At 71.1% G+C, this 25273-nt stretch carries 24 protein-coding genes and 2 pseudogenes; 11 read left to right on the top strand and 15 right to left on the bottom strand.

Annotation, left to right across the window (positions count from 1 at the left end):
- Nucleotides 1-156: 156 nt before the first annotated feature.
- Nucleotides 157-255: pseudogene (locus tag ACIRL2_RS14725) on the bottom strand (excalibur calcium-binding domain-containing protein); the annotation flags it as partial.
- A 34-nt stretch (nucleotides 256-289) separates the two neighbouring features.
- Here ACIRL2_RS14725 and ACIRL2_RS14730 point away from each other — a divergent pair.
- The 5 genes and pseudogenes from ACIRL2_RS14730 to ACIRL2_RS14750 all read left to right on the top strand — a co-directional run.
- Nucleotides 290-793 (top strand): hypothetical protein, encoded by a 504-nt coding sequence (locus ACIRL2_RS14730; RefSeq protein WP_402232391.1) that lies wholly within the window; start codon nucleotides 290-292, stop codon nucleotides 791-793.
- A 104-nt stretch (nucleotides 794-897) separates the two neighbouring features.
- Nucleotides 898-2301, top strand: a complete 1404-nt coding sequence (locus ACIRL2_RS14735) for a wax ester/triacylglycerol synthase family O-acyltransferase (RefSeq protein WP_402232277.1) — start codon at nucleotides 898-900, stop codon at nucleotides 2299-2301.
- Between the two features lie 148 nt (nucleotides 2302-2449).
- The gene (gene pip, locus ACIRL2_RS14740) at nucleotides 2450-3418 is read left to right on the top strand and encodes a prolyl aminopeptidase (RefSeq protein ID WP_402232279.1); all 969 of its coding nucleotides are present in this window, start codon (nucleotides 2450-2452) and stop codon (nucleotides 3416-3418) included.
- A 177-nt stretch (nucleotides 3419-3595) separates the two neighbouring features.
- Nucleotides 3596-4375, top strand: a complete 780-nt coding sequence (locus ACIRL2_RS14745; protein WP_402232281.1) for an alpha/beta fold hydrolase — start codon at nucleotides 3596-3598, stop codon at nucleotides 4373-4375.
- 277 nt (nucleotides 4376-4652) lie between these two features.
- Nucleotides 4653-4715: pseudogene (locus tag ACIRL2_RS14750) on the top strand (hypothetical protein); the annotation flags it as partial.
- Between the two features lie 199 nt (nucleotides 4716-4914).
- Here ACIRL2_RS14750 and ACIRL2_RS14755 read toward each other — a convergent pair.
- The 4 genes from ACIRL2_RS14755 to ACIRL2_RS14770 form a co-directional block, all read right to left on the bottom strand.
- On the bottom strand, nucleotides 4915-5421 hold the full coding sequence (locus tag ACIRL2_RS14755) for a MarR family winged helix-turn-helix transcriptional regulator (protein ID WP_395865742.1): 507 nt from the start codon (nucleotides 5419-5421) through the stop codon (nucleotides 4915-4917).
- Nucleotides 5422-5532: 111 nt separating this feature from the next.
- Nucleotides 5533-6231 carry a cupin domain-containing protein gene (locus ACIRL2_RS14760; RefSeq protein WP_402232283.1) on the bottom strand — a complete coding sequence of 233 codons (699 nt, stop codon included), beginning with the start codon at nucleotides 6229-6231 and terminating at the stop codon, nucleotides 5533-5535.
- Between the two features lie 72 nt (nucleotides 6232-6303).
- Nucleotides 6304-8247: a hypothetical protein gene (locus tag ACIRL2_RS14765; RefSeq protein WP_402232387.1), complete on the bottom strand. Its 1944-nt coding sequence runs from the start codon at nucleotides 8245-8247 to the stop codon at nucleotides 6304-6306.
- A 331-nt stretch (nucleotides 8248-8578) separates the two neighbouring features.
- Nucleotides 8579-8782 (bottom strand): hypothetical protein, encoded by a 204-nt coding sequence (locus ACIRL2_RS14770; protein ID WP_395865746.1) that lies wholly within the window; start codon nucleotides 8780-8782, stop codon nucleotides 8579-8581.
- Nucleotides 8783-9434: 652 nt separating this feature from the next.
- On the opposite strand from ACIRL2_RS14770, the gene ACIRL2_RS14775 reads away from it, so the two are divergent.
- A complete protein-coding gene (locus ACIRL2_RS14775) occupies nucleotides 9435-10202 on the top strand; it encodes a ZIP family metal transporter (RefSeq protein ID WP_395865927.1) in 768 nt (255 codons plus the stop codon).
- Between the two features lie 432 nt (nucleotides 10203-10634).
- Here the strand turns inward: ACIRL2_RS14775 and ACIRL2_RS14780 are convergent, their stop codons facing one another.
- The 3 genes from ACIRL2_RS14780 to ACIRL2_RS14790 form a co-directional block, all read right to left on the bottom strand.
- The gene (locus tag ACIRL2_RS14780) at nucleotides 10635-11039 is read right to left on the bottom strand and encodes a VOC family protein (RefSeq protein ID WP_395865750.1); all 405 of its coding nucleotides are present in this window, start codon (nucleotides 11037-11039) and stop codon (nucleotides 10635-10637) included.
- Nucleotides 11036-11467: a DUF3995 domain-containing protein gene (locus ACIRL2_RS14785; protein WP_402232286.1), complete on the bottom strand. Its 432-nt coding sequence runs from the start codon at nucleotides 11465-11467 to the stop codon at nucleotides 11036-11038. Before ACIRL2_RS14785 ends, ACIRL2_RS14780 begins: the two co-directional genes overlap by 4 nt.
- 818 nt (nucleotides 11468-12285) lie before the next feature.
- Nucleotides 12286-13302: a pyridoxal-phosphate dependent enzyme gene (locus ACIRL2_RS14790; protein WP_402232288.1), complete on the bottom strand. Its 1017-nt coding sequence runs from the start codon at nucleotides 13300-13302 to the stop codon at nucleotides 12286-12288.
- Between the two features lie 239 nt (nucleotides 13303-13541).
- Here ACIRL2_RS14790 and ACIRL2_RS14795 point away from each other — a divergent pair, with 239 nt between their 5' ends.
- The 3 genes from ACIRL2_RS14795 (at nucleotide 13542) to ACIRL2_RS14805 (ending at nucleotide 15572) form a co-directional block, all read left to right on the top strand.
- Nucleotides 13542-14069, top strand: a complete 528-nt coding sequence (locus ACIRL2_RS14795; protein WP_402232290.1) for a hypothetical protein — start codon at nucleotides 13542-13544, stop codon at nucleotides 14067-14069.
- A gap of 828 nt (nucleotides 14070-14897) precedes the next feature.
- Nucleotides 14898-15353: a hypothetical protein gene (locus ACIRL2_RS14800; protein ID WP_402232292.1), complete on the top strand. Its 456-nt coding sequence runs from the start codon at nucleotides 14898-14900 to the stop codon at nucleotides 15351-15353.
- Nucleotides 15354-15407: 54 nt separating this feature from the next.
- Nucleotides 15408-15572, top strand: a complete 165-nt coding sequence (locus ACIRL2_RS14805; RefSeq protein ID WP_395865759.1) for a hypothetical protein — start codon at nucleotides 15408-15410, stop codon at nucleotides 15570-15572.
- Nucleotides 15573-15827: 255 nt separating this feature from the next.
- Here the strand turns inward: ACIRL2_RS14805 and ACIRL2_RS14810 are convergent, their stop codons facing one another.
- Nucleotides 15828-16565, bottom strand: a complete 738-nt coding sequence (locus ACIRL2_RS14810) for an alpha/beta hydrolase (protein WP_402232293.1) — start codon at nucleotides 16563-16565, stop codon at nucleotides 15828-15830.
- A 1024-nt stretch (nucleotides 16566-17589) separates the two neighbouring features.
- On the opposite strand from ACIRL2_RS14810, the gene ACIRL2_RS14815 reads away from it, so the two are divergent.
- Entirely contained in the window at nucleotides 17590-17955 is a 366-nt protein-coding gene (locus ACIRL2_RS14815) for a YrdB family protein (protein WP_395865763.1), read from the top strand.
- A gap of 829 nt (nucleotides 17956-18784) precedes the next feature.
- Here the strand turns inward: ACIRL2_RS14815 and ACIRL2_RS14820 are convergent.
- The 4 genes from ACIRL2_RS14820 to ACIRL2_RS14835 form a co-directional block, all read right to left on the bottom strand.
- The gene (locus ACIRL2_RS14820) at nucleotides 18785-19705 is read right to left on the bottom strand and encodes an anti-sigma factor RsbA family regulatory protein (protein WP_395865765.1); all 921 of its coding nucleotides are present in this window, start codon (nucleotides 19703-19705) and stop codon (nucleotides 18785-18787) included.
- Nucleotides 19702-20043: an STAS domain-containing protein gene (locus ACIRL2_RS14825; protein ID WP_395865766.1), complete on the bottom strand. Its 342-nt coding sequence runs from the start codon at nucleotides 20041-20043 to the stop codon at nucleotides 19702-19704. The genes ACIRL2_RS14820 and ACIRL2_RS14825 overlap by 4 nt, the downstream gene beginning before the upstream one ends.
- Nucleotides 20044-20103: 60 nt before the next feature.
- On the bottom strand, nucleotides 20104-21210 hold the full coding sequence (locus ACIRL2_RS14830; RefSeq protein ID WP_402232294.1) for a phosphotransferase: 1107 nt from the start codon (nucleotides 21208-21210) through the stop codon (nucleotides 20104-20106).
- 155 nt (nucleotides 21211-21365) lie between these two features.
- Nucleotides 21366-22124, bottom strand: a complete 759-nt coding sequence (locus ACIRL2_RS14835) for an alpha/beta fold hydrolase (RefSeq protein ID WP_402232295.1) — start codon at nucleotides 22122-22124, stop codon at nucleotides 21366-21368.
- 290 nt (nucleotides 22125-22414) lie between these two features.
- Here ACIRL2_RS14835 and ACIRL2_RS14840 point away from each other — a divergent pair, with 290 nt between their 5' ends.
- Nucleotides 22415-23251 carry an undecaprenyl-diphosphate phosphatase gene (locus ACIRL2_RS14840; protein ID WP_402232389.1) on the top strand — a complete coding sequence of 279 codons (837 nt, stop codon included), beginning with the start codon at nucleotides 22415-22417 and terminating at the stop codon, nucleotides 23249-23251.
- A 276-nt stretch (nucleotides 23252-23527) separates the two neighbouring features.
- Here ACIRL2_RS14840 and ACIRL2_RS14845 read toward each other — a convergent pair whose 3' ends face one another.
- Complete coding sequence (locus tag ACIRL2_RS14845; RefSeq protein WP_402232297.1) at nucleotides 23528-24277, bottom strand: hypothetical protein; 750 nt, start codon at nucleotides 24275-24277, stop codon at nucleotides 23528-23530.
- A 235-nt stretch (nucleotides 24278-24512) separates the two neighbouring features.
- Complete coding sequence (locus ACIRL2_RS14850) at nucleotides 24513-24866, bottom strand: ATP-binding protein (protein ID WP_395865774.1); 354 nt, start codon at nucleotides 24864-24866, stop codon at nucleotides 24513-24515.
- Nucleotides 24867-25273: the final 407 nt, after the last annotated feature.

Here is a 25273-nt window from a genome sequence, read left to right on the forward strand (position 1 = left end):
CCACCCTCACCCGTTCGCCCCCCCGCGCTCGAAGACATCCTGCCGTGTCGGACCGACCGACGCGAAGGCGGTCGGTGGGGTCGAGCCGGTCGGGACGGCTGTCGGGACGCGGGCCTGCAGGCCGGCCCGGACGCCGCTCGGGCGCTGGCGGCCGGGTCATTCGCAGGCGACTCCGTCCCCGTCGCGGTCCAGGTGGGGGCCGTAGCCGGGATCGCCGCGGCGGATCGGCGCGGCACCCGCGGCCCGGACCACCGTGCAGTTCTTGTAGTAGACCGCTCCGCCGCCGCCGGTGCTGCTGCCGTCGCTCGTGCTGCCGTTCGCACCGGAGCCGCCGGTCGAGCGGGTTCCGGTCGAGCCCGTGCCGGAGGAACCCGTGCCGGAGGAGCCGCCGACCGTGGAACCGCCCGACGCGGAACCCCCGTTGGAACCGCTTCCGCTCGCTCCGCCGCCCGAGCCGGTTGCGTTCGAGCCGCCGGGCACCGGCGCCGGAGCAGTGCTGAGCGGTGCCGTGGCCTTCGGCGACGTCGTACCGGGCGCCTTGCTGCTCGGCGACGCCGAACTCGGCGGCGCGGACGTGGCCGGCGGCGTGCTCGCCGGCGCGGTGCCGCTCGGCGACGACTTCGGCCGATCGGACTTCCCGCCGCCGTCCCCGTCGCATCCGGTCAGGGTCAACATCAGGGTCAAGGTCAACGCGACGGTCCCCGGAAGCAGGACGGAAGCGGTTTTCGGCAGACGAACGCCCGATATGCGCATGTGCGAGTTCCCCCCTCGATACGTGCCGTCCGGACTCTAGTCCCCTGCGGGCCGGCCGCTCCGGCGATCCCCGAATCGCGCACGGCCCGTGACGTTTCGGCAGAAATCTGGACCCCGCCTCGGGGCGCGACCTAACGTGCCTGGATGGACCGATTGAGCGCGATGGATGCCGGGTTCTACTTCGTCGAGGACGAGAACGTGCCCATGCACGTCGGATGCGTCCTGGTCTTCGAGGGGCCGACTCCGGCCTACGGCGACGTGATCCGCCTGTTCGTCTCGAAGCTGCCGGACGTACCGCGCTACCGCCAGCGGGTACGCACGTTGCCCCTGCACCTCGGGCGGCCGGTGTGGGTGGACGACGACCACTTCCAGATCCTCTACCACGTGCGACACACCGCGGTTCCCGCGCCGGGCGGCGCGGATCAGGTGCGCAACCTCGCCGGTCGGCTGTTCGCGCAGCGGCTGGACCTGAGCAAGCCGCTGTGGGAGGTCTGGCTCGTGGAGGGCCTGGCCGAGGGCCGCTGGGCGATCATCTCCAAGGTGCACCACTGCCTGATCGACGGCGTGGCCGGCACCGACCTGCTCCAGATCCTGCTCGATTGGCGCGAACACCCCGAACCGGCCGAGCCGGTCGACCCGGATCCATGGCTTCCCGAGCCCGCGCCGAGCACGTTCGACCTGATCACGGACGGTCTGCGGGACGCCGTCGCGGCCCCGGTCAAACACCTCGCCGCGGTGCCGGCACTGGCCCGGGAGATGCGCAGCGGATCGGAATTGGCGGACATCGTGCGAGCCCTGGCCGGCAGCCTGCCCGGTACCGCCCATCGGCTCCTGGAGACATCGGCGGGCTCGCTCAACGGCTCGATCGGCCCACATCGGCGGTGGGTCTGGGCCGCCTCCGACATCGCCGAGATCAAGCGCGTACGCAAGGAGTTCGGCGGCACCGTCAACGACGTGATCCTCACCGCGATCACCCGAGGATTCCGCGATCTACTGGCGGCACGAGGGGAGTTGACGACGGATCAGGTGGTCCGTTCGCTGGTCCCGGTGTCGGTGCGCTCACCGCGCGAGCGCAACACGTTGAACAACCGACTCAGCGCGATCCTGGTGAACCTGCCGGTCGGCGAGGACGATCCGGTGGCCCGACTGGCATCCGTGCGGGCACAGATGGACGACCTCAAGCGCAGTCGACAGGCGGCCGGCGCGGACGTGCTGACCGGTCTGGGCAACTTCGCCGCACCGACCCTGCTCGCTCTGGGCTCGCGCACCGCGCTGCGCTTCCCGCAGCGCTTCCTCCAGACACTCACCACGAACGTGCCGGGGCCGCGGGTGCCGCTGTACATGCTGGGCCGACCGCTCGCGGAGATGTACCCCTACGTGCCGATCGCCAGCACGATGCGGATCAGCGTCGGAATCTTCTCCTACCTGGACCGGGTGACCTTCGGCATCAACGCGGACTTCGACGCGGTCCCCGACGTCCAGGTGCTCGCGGACGGAATCCGGACGGGTTTCGAGGAGTTGGTGGCGGCGGCGGACGGGACGGGCTGAGCGCGCCACGGGGTGTGGGCGCTCGCGGTCCGGGGGCGAGGATCGCCGATCCGCAACGGCCGGGCGGCCCTCGTGATGTGCTGGGTCACGTCGATATCCGTTCGTGTGGTCCACCCGAAGACCACACCACCGAGCCGGGGGGATCCCCATGCGCACGATGTATCCGGCCGTCGAACCCTACGACCAGGGCATGTTGGACGTCGGAGACGGCCAGTCGATCTCTTGGCGCCGGCACGGGACACCCGGCGCCAAGCCGGCCGTCTTCCTGCACGGCGGGCCCGGCGGCGGCTGTCTGCCCGACCACGTCCGGTCGTTCGATCCGACGCGCTACGACGTCCTGCTCTTCGATCAGCGCGGTTGCGGCCGAAGCACACCACATGTGAGCAGGTTCGACACGGACCTGAGCACGAACACCACCTGGCACCTGGTCGCCGACATCGAGAAGCTACGCGAACTCATCGGCGTGGAGCGATGGTTGGTCTTCGGCGGCTCGTGGGGCAGCACGCTGGCGCCGGCCTACGCGCAGACCCACCCGGAACGGTGCACCGAGCTCGTCCTGCGCGGCATCTTCACGATGCGGCGTGCGGAGTTGGCATGGTTCTACCAGGGTGGTGCGGGGATGTTGTTCCCCGAGGCTTGGCAGGAGTTCCTCGCGCCCATCCCGGAAGACGAACGCGGCGACCTGGTAGGCGCGTTCCACCGACGACTGAACGACCCGGACCCCAAGGTCCGCGAGGAGGCGGCCCTCGCGTGGAGCGCGTGGGAGGGCTCGTTGCTCGCGCTGCTGCCCCGGCCGGATCTGGTCGATGCGCACCGGCAAAGGGAGTTCGCTCTTGCCTTCGCCCGAATCGAGAGCCACTACATCGCCAACGCCGGCTTCCTGGAGGAGGGCCGACTGATCCGCGACGCCGACCGACTGCGGCACATCCCGGGCGTGATCGTGCAGGGCCGCTACGACATGTGCACGCCTCCGGCCACCGCGTACGACCTGCATCGCGCCTGGCCCGAGGCCGAACTGGTGATCGTCCCGGACGCGGGCCACGCCTCCTTCGAACCGGGCATCACGCACCACTTGATCGAGGCCACGGACCGCTTCGCGGGTCGGGATGTGGGCTGACGTGCGCGCTGCGGTGTGAGCTGCCAGGTGAGCCGAGACGTGAGCCCGGGGCGCGCGGGATCGGGGTGAGGTCAGGTGCGGGGTGGGCCCGGGTTCGGGTCGGGCGGAGTAGGGCCCTGCCGGCTCACACTCCCGGCCGGGTCGTGAGGCGTGCGTGCTGCCCGGGAGAATGTGCGGATGAGCGCTTCTCGTGACATCCTCACGCGCCCGGCCGCCGGGCCCGACCGCACGCTGCGGTACGGCCCGGCGGAGGACCACGTCATCGACCTATGGCAACCCGCGGCCCAGCCGCGCGCGCTCGTGGTGGTGGTGCACGGTGGGTATTGGCGGGCCGAGTACGACCGCAAGTACACGTACCCGATGTGCGTCGCGCTGGCGGCCGAGGGCTACGCGGTCGCGAGCGTGGAATACCGGCGCGCCGGGCAGCCGGGCGGCGGACGGCCCGGGACGTTCGAGGACGTCGCGGCCGCACTCGACCTGCTGTGTACGAAGTCCGAGCAGCCCGTGGTCCTGCTGGGGCACTCGGCGGGCGGGCACCTGGCGGTCTGGGCGGCGCTACGCGACCGGGTACCGGCGGGCGGTGTCGGATGGCTGCCCGCGGCTCCCCCGATCGCGGGCGCGGTCTCGTTGGCGGGCGTCCTCGACTTGGACGCGGCCCTGGCCCTGGACCTGGACGACGGCGCGGCGGCGGAGTTCCTCGGCGCGGACCGCTCCGAGGCGACGCTCGCGCAGGTGGACCCGGTGCGGTTGGCCGCGGGCGGCCTGGGCGACCGTCGGCTGATCCTGCTGCACGGCGACGCCGACGAACAGGTACCGATCGCGCTGGGCCACACCTTCGCCGCGGCATCTGACCTACCCCTGCGGGAGTTGCCCGGCATCGGCCACTTCGAACCGGTCGACCCGCTTTCGGCGATCTGGCCCGAGGTCACCCGGGCGGTCGGGGAACTCGCCGTCTGACAGGCCCGGTTGAGCCGATCGCGGCAGGCGGTGTGGGTGCTTGGGCGTGGGTCGGGGCGGGACCGGGGCGGTGGGTGCCGCGTTCGGCGCGCGGCCGTACCGTGCCCGCCACCGCCGCACCATCGGCAATTCGCCGGCGGTACCCCGGCTCGCGCGACACCGAACCGCTTCGCGGCCGGCGCCGGTGGCGGTCGCGCTGTCCGCCGACGCCGGGCCGGGTAGGCCGTATCGCTAACTTGCCGCCGTCCTGGCCACGATCGCGCGCTCCGCGGTCACCCTGCTCGGCGGCTCGGATGCCGCCCGGGTCAGGGAGTGCGAGGCGCCGACCTGTACCCGGCTCTACGTGGACGCGTCCCGGCACGGCAGCCACCGCCGGCGCGCGACACGCACGGCGGCGGCAACCGCGCCAAGGCCGCCACCTTCCGCGCCCGGGTCCGCGACGACCAGCCCACCACGGCCGAGCCTTGGCCTTGGGCCCCGGGCCTCGGGCTTCAAGCGGCCGAGCGCTCGGGCCCGCCCGGGCACCCGTCCGTACCTGTCTAGCCCTGCGCGCCCAGCGTCGAGGCGAGGATCCGCAGCGCCTTGTCGACCACGTCCCGATCCGCACCCGCGATCGGCTTCAGCAGCCCGTCGAGCGCTTCGATCCGCGCCCGCATCGCCGCCCGAGCGCACACGCGCCCGCGCTCGGTGAGACAGACCAGGACCGAGCGGCCGTCGTCGGGATTGGGCCGGCGTTCGACCAGTTCCTTGCGCGCGAGCCGGTCCACGCAATGCGTCATCCCGCCCGACGAGTACATCACCAACGGTTGCAGCTCACGCAGGGTCAACCCCGGCCGATCCCGCCGGGTCGCCAACACCGCCAGCACCATGTACTCCGGCGCGGTCAGATCCAGCGCACCGATGCTGCGCCGGTCGAACTCCTCCATCGCGATCATCGCCTGATGCAGGCGCACCACGAACCCGACCGAGGACGCCTCGACGTCCGGCAGTACCGCCGACCACGCCGCCACCACGGAATCGGCGTAGTCGGACTGTGCATCACTCACGTCGTACTCCCTGGCAGCGTGCCGGGCCCCGCCCGGAGGACGGAACCGGGTCCCGGCGGCCACCGTAGTATCGGCGACCCGCTCTCGGTCGCGGCATCCGGAAGTCCCCGCTCACAACATCCGGAAGTCCTCGAACGAGAACGCGGGCGAGACCACGCACGACACCAGCACCTCGCGCTCCGACACCGGCCGGGCCGCCTGCCACACCCCGGGCGGGATCAGCACCTGCGGCTGCTCGCCCGCCGCCACGTCCGGGCCCAGCAGAATCCGGGTCGGCTCGACGTCCGGCGTCTCACCGTCCCCACCCAGGCGCAGTTCGAGCGGCCCGCCGCGATGCCAGAACCACAACTCGGCCGACCTGACCACATGCCACGCCGATTCCTCCCCCGGGCAGAGCAGAAAGTAGATACCGCTCGCCGTTTCGCGCGGCCCCGAGTAGCCGGGCGGGGTCAGACTCACACCGCTGCGCCACGTTTCCCGGAACCAACCACCCTCGGGATGCGGCGTGAGATCCATGACCCGGGCCAGATCCGGCGGATCGAGTCGCGGACGGACGGAGGGGGTTCGGTGGGGGGTGGCGTCGGGCTCGGTGCCCTTTGCGGGCTCGGTGCCTTTGGCGATCCTGGCGGCTTCCGTTCCGGCCCCGGCCCCGGCGTCGGCGTCGGCGTCGGCGTCGGCGTCGGCGTCGGCTTTGGCCCTGGCTTCGGCTTCGGCTTCGGCTTCGGCCCTCGAAGCCGAGTCGGCTACCGATTCGGATACGTCGTCGGATTCGGGGCTCGATTCGGGGTCCCATTCGGACGCGACGGACATGTGCGCTCCCTCGGCTTGCGTGGGTTCCGGCGCCGGACACGGCCGGAACCCACACCCTCACACGAGTGAGTGCTATCCCGCAGGCGCCGTGCACGGCGCGCCGCCGCACACGTCCACGACCCGCCCCGTGGCCAGGAACTCCGCCTTCTGCCGCCGGGCCACCGGCGAGTTGCGCGGGTCCGAGTGCGGGTCGCGCCCGTACTCCGGCCCGATCGGCGGCGTGTTGGTCACCGGCGGCGCGGGCGACCCGCTGTCCCACACCACCAGCGCGGACCCCCGGTACGGCTCGCGCGGCAGCGGCCGGATCCCCCAATAGGGATCCCGGTCCGGGTTGCGACCCGGCGCGATGGCCGGCTCGTGGATGCGCGCACCGATCGTCCGCGCCTCGATCTCGGCGGTCACCGTGGACACCTGATGATCGCCGAAGGCGATCTGCATGAGCACCTGATGACGCGGCGTACGCGGCAGCGGACTGTGGTCCAGGCCGCTCGCGTAGCCGTTCGTCTCGCCTCGGTCCCACAACATCTGGAACAGCGACAACACCACCTGCTGGTCCAGCTTGTCCGGATGCGTGGCGTCCAGGATCTGCCCGTACGGCCCGAAGTCCGAACTGCGGTTGAGCAGGACGCTGTAGTTCATCCCGGTCACCCCCAGCACCCCGCGCTTGGCGTCCTGGGACACCGCGATCAGCGATCCGCCGAGGATGCCGCCCTGGCTGTTGCCGTCGTAGACCAGGCCCTTCGCGATGTCGATCAGCGGCCGGCCGTCGTCGGTACGAAAGGCCGGGTTCGCCGTGAAGCCACGCTCGTGGATCATGTCGCGGCCCAGGAACAGCGCGTTCAAAAAGCCCTGTTGGGTACGGTCGGGCACCGCCCCGAAGCTGCCGAGGTCGGCGAGGGCGCGGGCCACCGTGGGCAGATCCTCGTCCGCCATGCCGATCCACTTGGTCGCGCAGAACGTGATGCCGTGCTCGGCGGCCATCGCCTTGACGTTCCCGCCGCCCACCTCGTTGTTGCTGCCGAGCAGACCGTGCCCGTACAGGGATGCCTGCGACGGCGCCTCGAACGCACCGCGCGGGATCTCACAACGAAACTGCGCCTGCTGGGTGTTGCCCGGCAACTGGCGAGGCAGGCCGTCCTGGCCGAGGTTGAGCGTGGAACCGGTGGGGCCGCCGGGGCGGTTCAGATAGCTGGGTACCGTGACCGTCCCGGTCACCTCGCGAGCGATCCGCGAATCCTGTTCCCGGGTCAGGTTCTTCACCCCGGTCACCGCGAACTCCGGTGCCCGATCACCGAGTCGTCCGAACGCGTCGTCCCGCATCCGCAGCATGCCGGCGGTCAGGTTGCGTTCGCCGGCGACGGTGAAGTCCCAGGCCAGGTACAGTCCGCGACGATCCACACCCGCTCGGTCGAGGCGATCCAGCACGGGACGCAACTGCGCCTGGCGCGCCGCCAGTGGATCGCGGCGCGGCAGAGTACGGCCGGCGATCCTGGCGAATGCGTCGGGCGCGGGGATCATCCGGTTGTCGGCGCCGCGCAGATTGCGCAGGCCGACGACGTAGCGATGGCCGGGGACGAAGTTCTTGGCCGGGTGTACCAGCAGGGCCTGGCGAGCCGGATCGGTGGCGTTGGCGTCCAGTTCCGCCCAGTAGGGCCACCGTTCACCGGTCTGGGTGTCGAGGATGACGATCGGGGCGTTGCGCGCGAGCGACGCGCCGACGTCGGTGACCGGGGCCGCGCCGCTCTTGCCGAGGTCGACACCGGGAATCCGGGTGATCAGCGTCGAGCCGGGCGAGAAGCCGTCGTTGCGGTTCCAGGCGTCGGGCGTCGCGCCCTTCGGCATCATCTCCGCCTTGAACGCGACCCGACGCCCGGTGTCGGCACGCCGATCAGCCTGGGTGAACCAGTTGTTCGGGAACGGCAGCAAACACGCGGCCGGATCGATCGGATCGCAACCGGGTTCACCGGCGGGAGGGTTCGGGTGTGCTTGCGCAACGGGTGACACCAGGAACGACATCAGCAGGGCGGCCACGGCGACGACGGCCGCAGCCGGCAGCCGACGTCGAGGACGGTGCGCGGTTCGGCTCACTATTCCTCCAACTCCTACGGCGAGGGCTGTGCAGGAATATCCACCGACATCTTGCAGTGTGGACGGCACGAGGGGAACGGGAATCGGGGGTGGCTCGTGGGGATGGCGGTGGGGGTGGGGGTGCCGATGAGCCGTGGCGGGTGGGGATGCGCTGTGGCGGGTGGGGTGTGCCCGAGCGTGCGCGTTCCCCGCCGCGAAGGTCGTGACGGGGAACGCGTGGATTCGGTTCGGATCGGCTGTTTTATCAAGTGCCGGTCGGTCAGACCTTGACGAGCTTGCCCGGCTCGACCGATACCTCGACCGTACGGAAGCCGCCGGCCAGACCGCGCAGTGTGAAGCACACGTCCGCACGGCCCATCGTGGTACGTACGACCACTCCCGGTGCGCCTGCCGGGACGGTCTGCCTGGTGAAGCCGCCGATTTCCAACTTGGCCTGGACCTTGTCGCCTACATTCACATTCATCGTTCCGTTCTCCCCGTTGCGTACATGGCATGGGTCGCCCACACGCCTCGCGGCTCATTGGGGTCGCCGAAGTCGCGCGGCGGCGGGGTGGCACGGAGTACGGCTCGCCTGGGACCGGGCCATCGGCTTGCTTGCCGGGCGGGGTCGTTCGGGCGGCCGTGACCAGAATACGGGGGCCGTCCGCACGTTGGCGCGTGTATTTCGGGGCCGCGGTCCCCTCTCTTTCACTGCCGGTGCCCGTTTGTCGCCGCGTGTGGACTACGGGTACACGGTGCGTACTCGGACGGCGGTGCTTCGCACCAGAGGTGAATCTGCCGCCGCCGGGCGGGCGGAAGGGTGAGGCGGACGGGGTACGGGTGGGGCGGACGGAGTGGGGAACGGACGGGCGGGCGATCGGCCGGGTGGACAGGCAGCCGGGTAGGCGGCCGGATGGGACGGGGGCGGGGCAACGAGCCGGCCCCGTCAACTCGGCTCGACGCAACCCGACTTACCTGACTCCGGCAGGCGTGTGCGCGGCGTGGACGACCTATGCGTGCCACTCGGACGGCGCAATCACGGACGCGTACGGGCCTCCACTCAACGACGATTGACCGATGACGCCGACGCGGGTGAAGCCTCCGAATCCTGGTTGGGCGCCTGGGCAGGCGCGGCCATGACCGCCGTACTGATCGCCGCCGGCGCCTTCCTGATGACCCTGCTCGGCGGCTGGGTGGCGCAACGCATCGGCGACCGCCGGCACCTCGTACTGGGCCTGGCCGCCGGGCTGATGCTCGGCGTGGTCGCGTTCGACCTGCTGCCGGAGGCGCTTTCGGCGGCGGGCGATCGGATCGGCGGCGTACCCCAGGCGTTGCTGATGTTCGTACTCGGCTTCCTCGTCCTACACGTGATCGAGCGCTCGGTGGCCATCCACCGGGCCCACGAGGGCGAGTACGCCCCGCACGCCCACCACCACGGCTCGACCGCGAATCCGGACGGGCCCGCCAAGGGCATCGGCCTGACCGCCGCCGCCGCGTTGGTGGGGCACAGCGTGATGGACGGCTTTGCGATCGGCGCGGCCTTCCAGGCCGGTACGACCGTCGGCACCACGGTGGCCATCGCGGTCGTGGCCCACGACTTCGCGGACGGCTTCAACACGTACACCGTCACCCGCATGTACGGCAACGACCGCCGCCGAGCCCTGACCCTGCTCGGCGCGGACGCCGTCGCCCCGGTCGCCGGCGCGGCGATCACCCTCGCCTTCACGATCCCCGAACACCTCCTCGGCCTCTACCTGGGCTTCTTCGCCGGCTTCCTGCTCTACCTCGCCACGGCCGACATCCTCCCCGAGGCCCACAGCCCCCACCCATCGGGCTCGACCCTGCTCTGCACGATCGCGGGGGTGGCCTTCCTGTGGCTGGTCATCGCGCTGGCGCAGCACTGATCACCTGAGTGCGTTGGTCGGCCCTTGCCCCGCTCGGCCGGTGTCGGCTCGGGGCGAACCGGGCCCACCAGGCCCGGTGCAGTCGTCGCTGGTGTTGTTGCAGCTGTTGCCGTTGCCGTGGTCGTGGTCGTGGTCGTGGTCGTTGGCATCGTCGTTGCCGTCGTCACCTCGGCAGCTCGGCGGTAACGTTCCACGGCCCGCGACCCATCAGCTCCGAGGCCGCCACGTACGTCGCACCTCTGACAAGGCGGCGACCGCTACACCCCGAGCCCGTCCTCGCGTGCGGTCGGTCTCCGCCTGGCTGCGGGCGGTGCCGGCGACGCGGCGGTACGGGCCACCGAACCACGTACGCGGAGCCAGGCTCGCCGCGACCGCCCATCCATCCACCCACCCACCCGTCCGGTCAGCGCACAGCACCGCACGGGGCGTCGTTCATCGTGTCGGACCGGTGCGCTCGATCAGGTCCCAGCGGTTGCCGTACAGGTCCCGGAAGACCGCGACGACGCCGTACTTCTCCCGTCGCGGCGGCTCCTCGAAGACCACGCCGGCGGCAAGCATCCGAGCGTGTTCCCGGGTGAAGTCGTCGGTGTACAGGAACAGCCCGACCCGCCCGCCGGTCTGATCCCCCACCCTGGACCGCTGCTCGTCGTCCACCGCACGCGCCAACAGCACCGCGGCCTCGTTCGGCCCCGTACCGGGTGGCGCGACCACGACCCATCGCTTGCCGTCCTCCATCGGACTGTCCTCGCGCAGGTCGAACCCGAGCGCACGCGTATAGAACGCGATGGCCTCGTCGTAATCCCGCACCACCACCGCGACCAGCCCGAGCCGATTCATCGGCCACTCCCGCCGGCCGAGACCGCCGAGCCGACCGCAAGAGCGAGGCACAGCGGCGAGTACGCCATGCGATCGAGACGGCGAAAGCGATCCGACGACGATCCCGGCGACAGCAGATCGGTCCGTCCGACCAGGCCGACCACACCGCGCAACCCCAGTACGCCGGCCACCCCGAACGCCCCGAGCCGAACCACCGCCGGCTTCCTCCTCGGCCGCCCGGCCACCAACAGCGCCGCCGTACCCAGCGCCCCCGCGGCAGCGAAGCAAGCCGCCGGTCCGGGCACACCCGGCTGCCCGACCACCGCATCCGCCAGCGACACCCGATCGGGCAGCGGCCACGACGACCCCAGCCCCCACGCAACATGCAACCCCGCGATCGCGGTCAAAGTCCCGACCGACATCCGCACGGCAATGCCCTCGATGGTCATGCGCCCCAAGCTACCTGCCCCCACCCTCACGCCCCCCGCCCCGGGTCGCCAACGAACCCGACACCACCCCTGCGACACGACCGGTCCGCCATGCACCAACTCTGCGCGCGGACACGAACGCCCGCATCGGGCCGAGCCGGCGCCGAGCCGCGCGCCGAGAACCACCCCACGCCCACGAATATCGGCGAAGCCCCACGCGAAGCCGGCCTCACCACATCCACCCGAACCCACCCGCCGACCTGCGCGGAGCACCACCTCGGCGCCCCCTCGAACAGCCTTCGGAGCCGGTATGGCCCACCCGGGGCCGACGTCGACAGTCCACCCAGTCGGCTGCCGGTTGGGGCGGCCGGCCGACGTATCGGGACAACGCCCACCTCAGCGCTTCGGCCCACCCGAACGGATCGAACCGCACCCGCATCGACCCGGCAGGACACGCGCAATCGGCATGTCCCCTGAACTGGACCCAGCCCACTTTGCGTCGGCCCCCGCAGAGCAGGCGTGTCGGCAGTCCACCCGGCCAACCGCCCATCGGCCGGCCGGTCAGGACAACGCCCACCGCGACACTCCGACCCACCCGAACGCAGCGCGGTCCAATCCCGCGCCCGCATCAACCCGACCGGACCCCACACAAGAGGCCCACCCTCTCGGGACGCCCTTCAGGGTCGACATATCCCACCCTGCGTCGCCGATTCCCCATCGACCGAATGCCGGCCGCACCGACCAGGCATCAGCCCGCGGATCCCCGAAGTCCCCGGCCCAGTCCTCGCCGAGTCCGACCGGCCCGGCCCGACTCGGCCCGACCCCGGCCTCGGCCCCACTCAGCCCGCCGATCCGGCCGACCCCGCCCGCCCATCGCCCGCCTTCAGGCCGGACATCGCCCTCCCGAGCGTCGTCGGGTGACCGAAGAACCCGGGCAAGCCACCCGTATGCATGAAGATCGTGCGCCAACCGGGGCGGACCTCGCCATCCTTGACCGCCGCGATCAGCCCGGCCATCGCCCGCCCGGTGTAGATCGGGTCGAGCACGATGCCCTCCGTACGCGCCGCCAGAGTCAGCGCCGCCATGGACGCCTCAGTCAACGTCGCGTACCCATCACCGACTTGATCCAGCCGCACCCGCAACGAAGCCCGCGCGCAACGTGCTTCGTCCCGAGTCGAGAGCAGCCCGTGTACGGTCCCGGCCGGATCGTCGACGGCACCACAGTGCACACCGAGCACACGTTCGGGACCCAACTCGTCGACCAGCCCCGCCATCGTGCCGCCGGAACCCAGCGCCACCACGACGACATCCAACTCGGGCGCCTGACCGATGAGTTCCCGCCCGCACTCCACGTACCCTCGCGCACCGAGCACACTCGACCCACCAAACGGAAGCACCATCGGAACGCCCCCACGCTCGCGCAACCGCGCGGCCACCTCCCCGGCGACCGCATCGAGCTCCGCCCGCCCGACGTCGCCCGCCCATACGACCGTGGCGCCGAACAACCCGTCGAGCGCGATGTTCCCGGACGCCGAGGCCCCGCCCGTACCCGCCAACACGAGCACGACATCAAGCCCCAGCCGAGCACCTGCCGCCGCCGTCAACCGCGCGTGATTGCTCTGCGGTGCCCCCGTGGTCACCAACGTCGTGGCCCCGGCGGCAACCGCCGCACCACACGTCCACTCGAGCTTCCGCACCTTGTTACCGCCACCACCCAGACCGGTGAGGTCGTCCCGCTTGACCCACAAATCATCCGCACCGAGCCCAAGCGCCTTCGCCAACCTCGGCGCGGGTTCGAGCGGCGTCGGCCAAGTCCCGAGCAGCACCCGCCGAGCCATCCGACCCTCCGAACCCATCACCATCACCCCTCACCACGGCGTCACCACGGCGTCACCGCAGCCAGCCGCGGCCGTAGCCATGGCCATCGATCGTGCCACGACAACATCCCTCGGCACCCCCGGCACGCTGCCGACCGTCCCTCCCCGCTCCGAACTCCCCATCCCCACACCGCCGTCCACATCCTCGTCCCGCTGCCAAATTTCCGCTGTGGGCGGACCTCCTTGCCATCAGCCAACATTGGCGTAAGTTGAATTACATGATTACAACCAAGCAAGAAGCCGTACGAGGTTGGTTCACCGGCCGCCTCCCCGAAGGACTGTTCACCGCCCTCGTCGATGTGACCGTCGACCGCGAGGAAATCACCGTCATCGGCCGCATCCCCGAACCGGAACTCGCCGACGACGTCTCCACGGACGAACGCGACGCCGCCCTCGACGGCCGAATCGCCGAATTCCGCGAACGCACCCGCGACGACCGCATCGCCGTAGCCCGCGAAGCCGAGCGCCGCTTCGGCCGCAAGGTCTCCTGGGGCGTCGAATGCGGCGGCACCCGTGCCCTCTTCACCACGGTCTCCGTACCGGTCATGACCCGCCTCCGCCAACCCGAACGCCAGGTCCTCGACACCCTCGTCGCCGCCGGCGTCGCCCGCAGCCGCAGCGACGCCCTGGCCTGGTGCGTACGCCTCGTCCAAGGCAACACCGACACCTGGCTCACCAACCTCCGCGACTCCCTCGAAAACGTCGAACGCGTCCGCGCCCAAGGCCCCGACACCCCCACCCCCTAACCCACCCGCACCCCGCCCCCGCCCCCGCCCCCGCCCCCGCGAGCCACACCCCACCCACCCCGGCACGGACCAACCACACAACCCCCGCAAAGCCATCCAAGGCACGCGCCCAACCGAGCTCGACGCCGGAGCCCCCACCCGAGCCGGGGCGGGAGCCGAGTTGGGGCGGGAGCCGAACCGGGGCGGGAGCCGAGTTGGGGCGGGAGCCGAACCGGGGCGAAGCAGGGTCGAGGCCCGGGCCGGGACTGGGGTTGCAGTCGAGGTCGGGGTCGGGGCGACGGCCTGAGCCGGAGTCGTCGCCGGCGCCAGGGTCGGGCCCGAAGCGGAGGCCGATGTCGGAGCCCGAGCCGGGGTCGGGTAGATGCCGGGGTCGTGGCCGGTGCCGACGTTGGAGTCTTGGCCGGGCGCCAGAGCCGGAGTCGGGGCTCGGAGCCAGAGCCGGAGCTGGGGTCGGACCCGGAGTTGGGGCCAGAGTCGGGGCCGGTCCCGGGCCAGAGAACGGGACCGGGGTCAACTCCATGGGCACGCCTTGCGAGCAACCGAATTCCGGAACGCGATGCGGTGTCGATGCGTCCCAAGATCGTGGGCTCCGCTGGGAGCCGACCCGACCGACCCATCCCGTCCCATCCCGTCCCGTCCCGTCCCGTCCCGTCTCGATCCGATCCGATCTGACCCGTCCGTCCGTCCCGACACAACGCCGCACAAGACCGGAGAACCTCCGTGCCCCTCTTCCGTCGACGATCGAACGAACTCGGCCCCAGGAGCGGTGGCCGGGCGATCGCCCGGCAGGCCCGGGAACGAGCCGACGCGGGCAGAGAGCGTCCCGCGATGGTCAGCGCCCACACCGCGTACGACCTGCTTACCGAAGACTTCCCGACGCCCGATCCCTTCGCCACCGCAGACGCCTTCGTCGACTGCGCCTCGGCGTTCACCACCTTCGGCAACCACGGCATGGCCTTCCGCTGCGTGGTCGGCGCCATGGCGGAGGTGGGCCGAGTACGCGACGACGAGCCCGAAAACGGTCTCGCGCAGGCCCGATTCGGCATGCTCGGCTACGCGGCCTACACATCGGGCGTGGCCGGCGGCGTGGCCGCGTCCGAACTCGTGGACCTCCTCGAGGTCACCGTCCGGGCCCTGACAACCGGCTCGGACCTGGATTTCGCCGACCCCGACACCCTCATCGAAGCCGCGAAGGCACTCGCGGACCGCTACGAGGAGAACGGCCGCCCCGACGACGCCGCAGCCATCCGACGAGTAGCCGAAGGCATGGCCGAACTGGACTGACCCACCACACCAGCCACGGGGCCAATACCAAGAAGCGAATTCGATTACGGCGGCGTGCTCTTCCTGGATCCCACGTACCACTGGGGCATCCGGCTCCAAGGCGCAGGGGCCTACGAGCGCTGGCTGACCTGGCAAAGGCAGGACACGCACGCACGCGCCGCCTTCGGCCCGCTCGTAGACCACACCTGGACCCCCGACAACCAGGTGCGACCGGTCTGATTGCGTGTCGCACGCAGCCTTCGGCTCGGCGGATGGTCCAACTCCGCACAGGTCCAGGTCCGCCCAGGTCAGGTGACGTGTCTACGACCAAGTGGGATGGCAAAGGACAGGCGCCGGCCGGCCGGCACCGCAATCCCACCACCAACGCGGCCAGTTCACCCCAAGCCCGTCCTTGACCCCTATCGCTCGCGGCAGCCTGGAGCCGGCGGCCCATGTGCCAAGTACCACGTGCGTGACGAGTGTCGCCAAGGCCTGTTATTGCAGGCGATCATGGCCTAGCCCCGTGCGCGGCGGGCGGCGGGCGGCGGGAACCAGTCTGGCCAGCAAGTCCGCGAACAACGCGGGGCGGCTCAAGAACGGGTGATGGTCCGTCGGGATCTCGATCACCTGATCGGCCCGGGCAGCCCGCTCCCGCTGCCAGGCAGCCGACGAACCACGATCCTCCGTACAGACCACGTACGTGGAGGGCACGTCCTTCCACGCGGCGACGCTCGGACTCTGGCCGAATGCGGCCAACGACTGCGGCACGAGCCGACGCACCGCCTCGGCGACGATCACCTCGTCGTCGCATCCCTGAAGGAAGACCTCGGCGGCGGTCTCGGGCCGGGCGGAGATCGTGCCGTCGCTCCCGACCTCCATCCAAGGCGCGGGCTCCGGCCCGGCGAAGTGCGCCAGGGTCTCGCCCGGTTCGGGCATCACCGAGGTCACGTACACAAGGTGCCGCACCGAGCCCAGACCGGCCGCAGCCTCCGACACGACCATGCCGCCGTACGAGTGGGCAACCACGATGGTCGGCTCATCGCTCCCCTCGAGCACAGCCCGCGTCGCCGCGATGTCGTCGTGCAGGTCTCCCAGCCCGGCCACATTCCTGCCGGCACTGGTCAGTTCGACCGCCTGCGTATCCAGCCAATGCGCCGCAAGCGGCTCCACCATGCGATGCCACCACCACGCACCATCCACCACGCACGCGCCGTGTACGTAGACCACCCTCACCTGAGAACCTCCCCGTCGGCCCCAACCCGCCGCTCATGCGGCTTCCCTCAAGATCAGCACACTGATGGGTCTCTCAGGATCGGATTCCGCCACCGGCGGATTCCGCCATCGGCACAAGCCTTCCAAGGCCCCAAGCCACCACACCCTCCAACCAAACACCCCGCGAGCACCCACGCCCCCCAGCTGTCCAAGACCACCGCTCCACATCAAGACCACCGCCCACAAACGAGAACACCGCTCTCTCACCTCAAGCCCGCACCCACCCACCCACCCACCCACCCCGCCACGCGTACCGATCACCACCCTCCCCAGGCCTCCCGAACACCGCTCGCCATCGCGATCACCGCTCACAACTCAGAGCACTGATCTCCTTTCGGAGCACGCGACCGAATCGACGCCACCAGTCGCACCCCAAATCCACCCGAGCGAAATCCGCACGCACGCTCAGCAGCAAGTCCAGCCCAACTCAGTCCGGCCGCGAGCGAAAACCGATCTTCAATGAGAGCGCCGGCCGCATACGAGAGCACTGATCTCGCTTCGGAGCACCTCTCCGGACCCAAGCTGTACCGACAAGCCAACCGCCCACCCCGCGAACCGACCGCTCTCAACCCATCCGCACCTTCACCCCGGGCAGCAGGGTTGGCCGTCGGGCCGACATCGACAAAGGCCGCCCCGGCAAGCCGAACGGAGCAACGAAGCAGGCCGAGGCGAGCCGCACCGCCTGGGCCTCGTTGTCCGAACCGCGCCTCGAAGTGGGCGAGCCCAAGCGCCAGAGACGCCAGGACGAGCGAGGCAGAACCAAGGCCGGTGCGGCCGGTGGGGTGGACCGGACGGGTGGGTGCCCGGCGCCGACAGACCTCGGCGCCGCGGAGGCTCGGCGCGTTGTGATGGGCGATTCGTTCATGCGGGCACTGGGCGAGAGCAGTGAACTCAAACGAGAGCAGTGCTCTTGACTTGGAGCAGTGGACGCAGAATGATGCTCTCAGACGAGAGCGGTGCTCTCGTTTTAGACGGGGAGGCTCGCGTGATCGTGCTCTACTGGACCGCCATGGTGGCGCTGTTCTTGGCCGAACTGGCTGTCGTGGGGGCCACTGCCTACTGGGGATTCACCCTCGGTGCCGGCTGGCCGGTCCGGGTTCTGGTCGGGTTGGCGGCGCCCTCGGTGATGATGTTTCTGTGGGGGCGGTTCGCGGCCGCCAACAATGCGGACGCGTTGACGGGCCTTCCGCGCATCCTGTTCGAGATCGCGTGGTGGGGGACCGGAATCGTGGCGTTCATCGCCGCCGGGCTTCTCCCGGGCGCGATCGGCGTCGCCGTCGCCCGCCTCACCGGCCTTGCCGCCCAACGCAGCAAGGCCCATACGCAGCGCGGTGCGGGAATGTCCGCCTGACTCTCGACCCACGTCCTCACCGTCCTCACCCCGCCCGGGGCCCCCGCCCGGGGACCCGACACCATCACGCCACGCACCAGCAGGCCCGCCCCACGAGGGCTCTTGGGCCGTTCGGCGAGGGAGACGTTGCCGGTTGCCCGCAGCTTCGCCTTGGCGCGACCACCACACCACCGAAGGCCGACCACCCCGCCGAAGGCCGGCGGCCCGGCGGCGATCGGCGCCGACCCGGTGACGATCCACCGGGCGTGCGGCAGGCCCTGCGGTCGATGCCGGCCACCGGGTTCCGTTCTCGTGCGACGAAGCCAGGATGGTGGCCCCACCGCGTCGGCCGGGCCAGGGATCACGTTTGACCCAGGTGATCGGCCCCGGCGTGGCATCGAGGTACGACCGGGCGGTCTGCGGGGCGGCTCGGGAAGGCGGTCCTGTTGTCCAAGCCGCCGGCGACGTTCCGGCGGTACTCGTCACGGAGGAACTGCTGCTCGCACATCGCAGGAGTACGCCCGCCAAGAGGAGCGGTCCGAACAAGCCGGGCGGCCGGCTTGCGGCATTGACGCCACGTCGACGTGATCCCGAGCAACGAACGCCGCCCGGCGCAGGAAGCTCGGGATCGCCAGAGCCGGCCCCTCGCCCCACCACCCCGGCCGGACCGGCCCGCTCCTACCGTGCCGGTCGCAACCGCACCGTCGTCGCCCACCCTCTCCGTCGAGCGGATTGCACCAAGTCGCAGAACCGGTCGGGTGCCCGGCGATGTCAGCCGGCGAGAAGTCGACGTGGAGCCCGCCCCGGCCTCACAGCCGCCCCGCCTCGGCCGGCCAGGGCCACCCCGCCCCTACCGTGCCAGGCGCACCCGTACCGTCGTCCCCGCGCTCTCCGTCGAGCGGATCTGTACCAAGTCGCAGATCTGGTTGGCCATCCAAAGGCCCCGGCCGCCGTCTTGGTCGGGGGTGGGGCGGTGGCGGCCGGCGAGGGGGTCGGTGATGTGGCCGGTGTCGTGGATTTCGCAGACGAAGGAGGCGTCCTCGATCCAGACGGCGAGCGTGCCGTGGCCGCCGCCGTGCACGATGCTGTTGCCCGCGATCTCGCTCACGGCCAGGATCGCGTGGTTCACGTGGGCGCGCGGCGCGTCGGCCAGGGTGCGGCGGACCAGCGCTCGGACGCCGGCCAGTTCGCCGGAGCGGAACGTCAATCGGTCGGCGTGCGCGGGTGCGTCCGGCAGGGCGGGACCGAGCAGGGTCGCGGCGTAGTCCTCGGTGGCGGGGTTCATCCCGTCGCACTCGGCCGTGGCGGTCAACACGCGCGGGTGCGAGTGCCCCACCCCGTCGATCACTTCCGCATCCAGCGCGGACATGTCGTACGGACACAACAGTTGCCATGCCACGCCGTCGAACGCGAGGTTGAGCAGGGCCTCGTGGTGTCGGCACTCGACGATCTCCTGGGCGCTGCGTCCGGCCCAGATCGGCTCGCCGATGCCGCGGAACACGCGTGCGCCGTGGTGTTCGGCCCAGTCCTGCCAGACCGGGATGATCCGGGCCGGGTTGCGACCCACCCGCTCCATGTCGATCCAGGCCACCCGGTCGGCGTCGGCGCCGAGTTCGTCGCGCAGCGCGCCGGCCCGCGGTTCGATCACCGCGACGCCGACCGCCTCGTCGTCGGCCAGCCCGGCCCGGACGAAGCCGGCGGTACGCTCGACGAACTCGTCGATGCCCGCGTAGAGCAAGGCGTCGTGCCGGAACATCGTGGCCGTCGTCATCGGGTCGTCACCTTCTCCAATACCAGACCGGGGACCCGGTCCCATCCGGCGAGCCGGACGAGCACGCACAGTTCCTCGGAGGCGCGATGCAGGACCAGGCGCCTCCCCGGCTGAATTCGCAGGGCGGTCTCGACCAACGTACGGATGCCGGCGACGTCGATGAAGCGTAGCGACGACACGTCCACGTAGAGGTCACCGGTACCGCCCGCGCTCTGCGTGACCAGGGCCGAGCGTACGTGCGCGCAGTTGTCGAGGTCGACCTCTCCGAACAGGCGCACGCCGAGCGGTGGTGAGGTTCGCTCCACTCGGAGCACCCCATCCGCGTAGTCGACGCTCATGCACGCCCCTCCCGTCCGACCGTCCTCGGCGACTACCCGACATCAGCCGTCCGACACCGCTCACCCCATGCGTCGCCGCAGCCACGTCAGTGCGCCGTGCGCCTGTGCCCGCTGGAACGGCCGCAGTGTCGGCAGTCCGGGCGGAGCCGGGCGCAGACTGCTCTCGGCGAAGAATCCCGCGGCGGCGGCCAGCACGGTGGTGATTCGGTCCGGATCCACCCGCCGCGCCGCCAGGTGCGCCTCGATCAGATCGATGGCCGGATCGCCGTTGTGCATGATCACACTCGGTGCCATCACGACCACGTCGAACCACGCGGCGCCGATCACCGCCCACGGCCAGTCGACGAACACGACCCGGTCCGGGGTGAGCAGGATGTTGTCCGCGCGCAGGTCGCAGTGTACGAGCGCGGTGCCCTCGGCGGCGCTCTTCCAGTCGGCCGCTCGGGCGGCGAGCCGGTCGACGTTGGCGCGGGTCCACGGCCCGAACGGTTCGGGATCGAAGCCCCGCCGCCAGGCGCCGAACGTCTTGGCGAACGCCTCCGCGATCGTGGGCACCTCGATCGGGGACGGGTCCATGCCGGCGGTGAACTCGGAGTAGGCGGTCAGGACCCGTGCGAGGTCCCCGAGGCGCCACGGTTGGACCGGCGTGTGGCCGTCGATGTCCTCGAACACCAGCGCCACCCAGTCGTCGAGGTCGATCACGGCAAGCAGGTTCGGTACGGGGGCGGCGGCCGGGAGCGCGGCGGTGATGCGGGCCTCGGTGCGGTGCAGATCGGGCGTGTCCGGGTTGGCCTCGGTGCCGACGGCCTTGACGAACGCCCGCCGCCCGTCCGCGAGTTCGATGCGGGCGGCGACGCCCGGCGAGAATCCGCCGAGCTGGGTGACGGCGCGGGTGACCGGTGCGCCGAGCCGGGCCTCGACGGCGGCACGCAGCGCGGCCGGCGCGGCCTCCCACGACATGCGGACGCCGGCGGCTACGGGAGGGAGAGGAACGCTCGGGGTCGCCGCGCCCACCCGATCCGGTTCCGACACCCCGGTCTCCCGGCCTGCCCTACTCCCGCTGCCGGCCCCACTCCCGCCGCCGGCCCGACCCACCCGACCCACTCCCCCCGTCCCCTCGGCCGCCGCCGTCGTACCGACCGACTCGCCCACGCTCTCATCGCTCATGCCCATCAGGATTTCGACCCCACTCGCCCCGGGCAACCACATATCCACCCGCACCGCCGAAACAACGCGCCCACACCGGGCGGGCCCAGGGGCGTGTCTTCACCCCCGCCCGGCGGCGTGTCCTCACTCCCCCGCCTCGCGGGGCCCGACGCCCCCTACCTCTGCTCCGCCAAAAACGCCGCCACCGCCCGGGCCATCGCCACCGGCTCGTCGTCGTGGATCCAGTGCCCCGCGTCGGGGAACTCGACCAGTCGCGCGCCCGGCCGCCGGGCGACCATGTCGCGCGCGAGGCCGGCCGGGAGCAGCGTGCTGTGGCCGCCGCGCAGCACCAGGGCCGGGACGGACGAGCCCAGCCAGTCGGACCACCAGTCGCCGATGGCGCCCTCCTGTACGGCCATCATCTGCTCCCAGTCGAACAGCAGCCGGTAGCCGTCGCCGTCCCGCTCCGCGCTCTGCATGAAGTAGCCCGCGTCGGGTACGCCCCGTGCCCGGATCGCCTCGGACAGCTCGGCGCGCGTCGGCGCCGCGCGCGGCCAACCGCGGACGTCCAGGATCGGCTGCTCGATCTCGGGCCGGCGCATCACGGGACCGACGTCCTCGACGATCAGCGCGCGGACCAGGTTCGGGTCCTGGGCGGCGAGCCGGTACGCGGTGATGCCGCCGAGCGAGTGGCCGAACAGGACGACCGGGCCGGCGTCGAGGTCACGGATGAAGTCGGCCGCGTCCGCGATGAAGTCCTCGTGTCGGAACGGGCCGGGGTGTGGGTGTCGGCCGTGGCCACGCTGGTCCGGTGCGACGACTCGGGCCGCGCCCGCGAGTTCGACGGCCATGCGGGTGAAGATCGCGCCACGACCGAACGAGCCGTGCAGGGCGACGAGCGTGGGGCCCCGGCCGCCGAAGTCGAGATATCGCATCGACCCACCCTCTCAAACACCCCCACACACCGACCGAAGCCATCCGGGACGACGCCCCCGACCGCCCGCGCCCGCCCTCAGCCGACCCCGACTGCCCCGACTCTCCGACCGCCCACCACCCGCACCCCAGGCCACCTCGGACGATTCGCCCGCCGATGCGTATCGGCGGCGCGGCCGTTACCGTTCCGTCCAATTTCGGCCATGTGACGTCCACCTGACGCACCGTGGGCCGCCGCTACCGTTGCCGGCATGATCCGCATCCCTCTCACGTCCCTCGGAGTCGTCCGGTGATCGGTTGGTTCGAGGCCGTTGTACTCGGCTTGGTCCAGGGGCTCACCGAGTTCCTGCCGATCTCCTCCAGCGCACACCTGCGCATCGTGTCGGCGTTCGCCGGCTGGGAGGACCCGGGTTCGGCGTTCACCGCCGTGACCCAGATCGGGACGGAGACCGCCGTCCTGATCTACTTCCGCAAGGACATCGGCAACATCGTCGGGACCTGGGTGAAATCGCTGTACACCCCGTCCCTGCGCGGCGAACTCGACGCGCGCATGGGCTGGTACATCATCGTCGGCACGTTGCCGATCGGGGTTCTGGGCCTGGTGTTCCAGGACACCATCGAGACCACGTTCCGCGACCTGCGGCTGATCGGCACGACGCTGATCGTGTTCGGTCTGATCCTGCTGTTCGCGGACCGGATGGCGTTGAACAACCGAGGGATGGACAAGCTCAACGGCAAGGAGTCGTTGATCTACGGCTTCGCGCAGTCGCTCGCGCTGATCCCCGGCGTCTCGCGCTCGGGCGGTACGGTCACGGCGGGTCTGCTGATGGGATACCGGCGCGAGGTCGCGGCGCGGTACTCGTTCCTGCTGGCCATCCCGGCGGTGCTGGCCTCCGGTGGGCTGGAGTTGTTCAAGATCGGCGAGGGGCCGGCACCGGCGTGGGGGCCGACGATCCTGGCCACGGTGGTCGCGTTCGTGGTCGGCTACGCGGCGATCGCGTGGTTCCTGAAGTACATCAGCACGCACAGCTTCACGGTCTTCGTCGCCTACCGCGTGCTGCTGGGCCTGGTCGTCCTGGGCCTGGTCGCCTTCGGCGGATTGGAGCCGACGGCAGGATCCTCGGAGTAGCACGCGCCACTCCTGCCCGGAGCGGCCTCATCTGCCTCCCACCCGCTCCGACCACCCGTTCCAACCCACCTGGTCCAACCCACCTGGTCCGACCCACCTGGTCCGACCCACCTGCTCCAACCCGGCCGCCCGGGCCCGTCGCGCGAACCACTGCGCACGACAGGCCCGGGCGTCTCGCGTCATCCGACCGACCGTACGAGGAGCGCCGCGTCGCGCAATCGCCCCCTCGTCCCGGTGACCCGCCCGCCCCGCTCACCCGCACGCCCGTCCCGTTGCTCACTCGTCGCCGAGCATGGCGAAGGTGAAGGCCAGTCGGCGGTCGATCCAGGGGGCCAGGACGCGGACCGGCTGGTAGCGGCCGTTCGTTGTCATGACGAGGTCGCCCGCGGCCTTCCAGGCGAGGACGCGTGGGCGGACCGGGCCGATGGAGCCGTCGGGGCCGGAGAGCAGGGTGTCGAAGGTGAGGCTGAGCGCGGTGTCCGCCGTGTGCGCCGCCAGCCTGCGCGGATCGGTCGTGGCGAAGAGGTTGCGGCCGACGATCTCGGGGCGGCCGGGTTGGTCGATCCGCCACGTGTGCTTGAGCAGGCGACGAGCGGGCGGGATCCGGCGGATGGTGCCGACGAGTTCCCCGTCGGGGGCCCGGACCCGGTCGTGGCGTACGTCGTCGATCGTCTCGGCGGCGTCCAGCGTGCAGAGCAGACTGCCGTCCGGCAGGTACAGCGAGCGGCGGTCGTCACCGGCGAACGCGCAGGGGGTGTAGAAGGCGTCCGAACCGCCGCCCCGGAGGATCCGGATGCCGACGGTCGAACCGGGTGTGGGCGTGGCGGAGCGGGACTTCGCGGAGGCGAGCGAGCCGTACCTGAACGCGGTGACGCGCTGCCAGTCGGTCGGATCCTCGGAGGTCGGGGCGGCGTCCGCCTCGTGCACCGGCGTGCCGGACGCGTTCGACCCGGAATCGGCGGAGTCCGGCCTCGACTCCGGCCCCGACTCCAACCCCTGCCCCGGCTCCGGTTCCGGTATTTCCACCGATTCCGTCGCCGGCGAAGCCTCCGGCGCAGTTTCCGTCGGTCCCGTCTCCGGTTCCGTCTCGGTGCGCGCCCTGCGCCTGCCGAACACCATCCGAGCCCGCTCCTCCTCCGTCACGACACGTCGGTCCACGGGCGTGTGTGCGAAGGGGCGTCGTGCGCACGCTGTCCCCCGACCGCCCGACCGCCCGTACGCCTGCGCGCGCCGATGACGGGACCGACCGTATCGGGCGGGCTCAGTCGCCCTCGAACCCGGCACACACCGCCTTGCGTCCACTGGTGCGCAGCTCCACCTTGAAGCGGTGGCTGAGCGCCGCGACCACGAGCAGGCCGCGGCCGGCCTCGGCGTCCTCCAGTACCTCGACGGGGGACGGCAGCGAACACGGCAGACAGTCGAGTACCTCCACCCACAGGACTCGGCCGTGCAACGACGCGGACACCTCGTAGTCGCCGTAGTCCCCGGCGTGCTCGACAGCGTTCGAGGCCAGCTCGGAGGTGACGCGGACCGGGTCGTCGGACTCGAACCCGACCCGCTCGCAGAAGCGCCGCACATGCGCGCGGGCGGCGGAGACGGTTTGCGGTTTCGACACGAGCCGTACAGTCGAGCGCGTTCTGGACACGGTGGTGGCCACGTCTCCCCCTCCAGTCGGTCGGGCTCCTGAGAGCACCGTGATCGAATACACCCTGGAAACGGGCCCGAACTGCGATTATCGGTCGCCGATCGCCCGCGATCTGGTAGAAACCGCGGCAAGATCGGTGGACCACTTGGAAGTTACCGAATCCGAGCGCCTTCCGGGCGGATCGCTTGGCAAAGAAACCCGCGAGTCGCGCCGGACAACCCGCGCGTATGACCCCAACCAGCCATCCGAGCCCGCAAGTTCACCGAATCCGCAGGTCACACCCACCCTATCGGCGGAGCGACGGGAGCGGGCGACGAGCGTACGGCGGCGAATTCCCGGGGCGTGTCGGGCGCGCCGAGGGGAGTGAACGGGCGCGG

The organism is Embleya sp. NPDC127516 (assembly GCF_044765325.1).
In the GTDB taxonomy this organism is placed as follows: Bacteria; Actinomycetota; Actinomycetes; order Streptomycetales; family Streptomycetaceae; genus Embleya.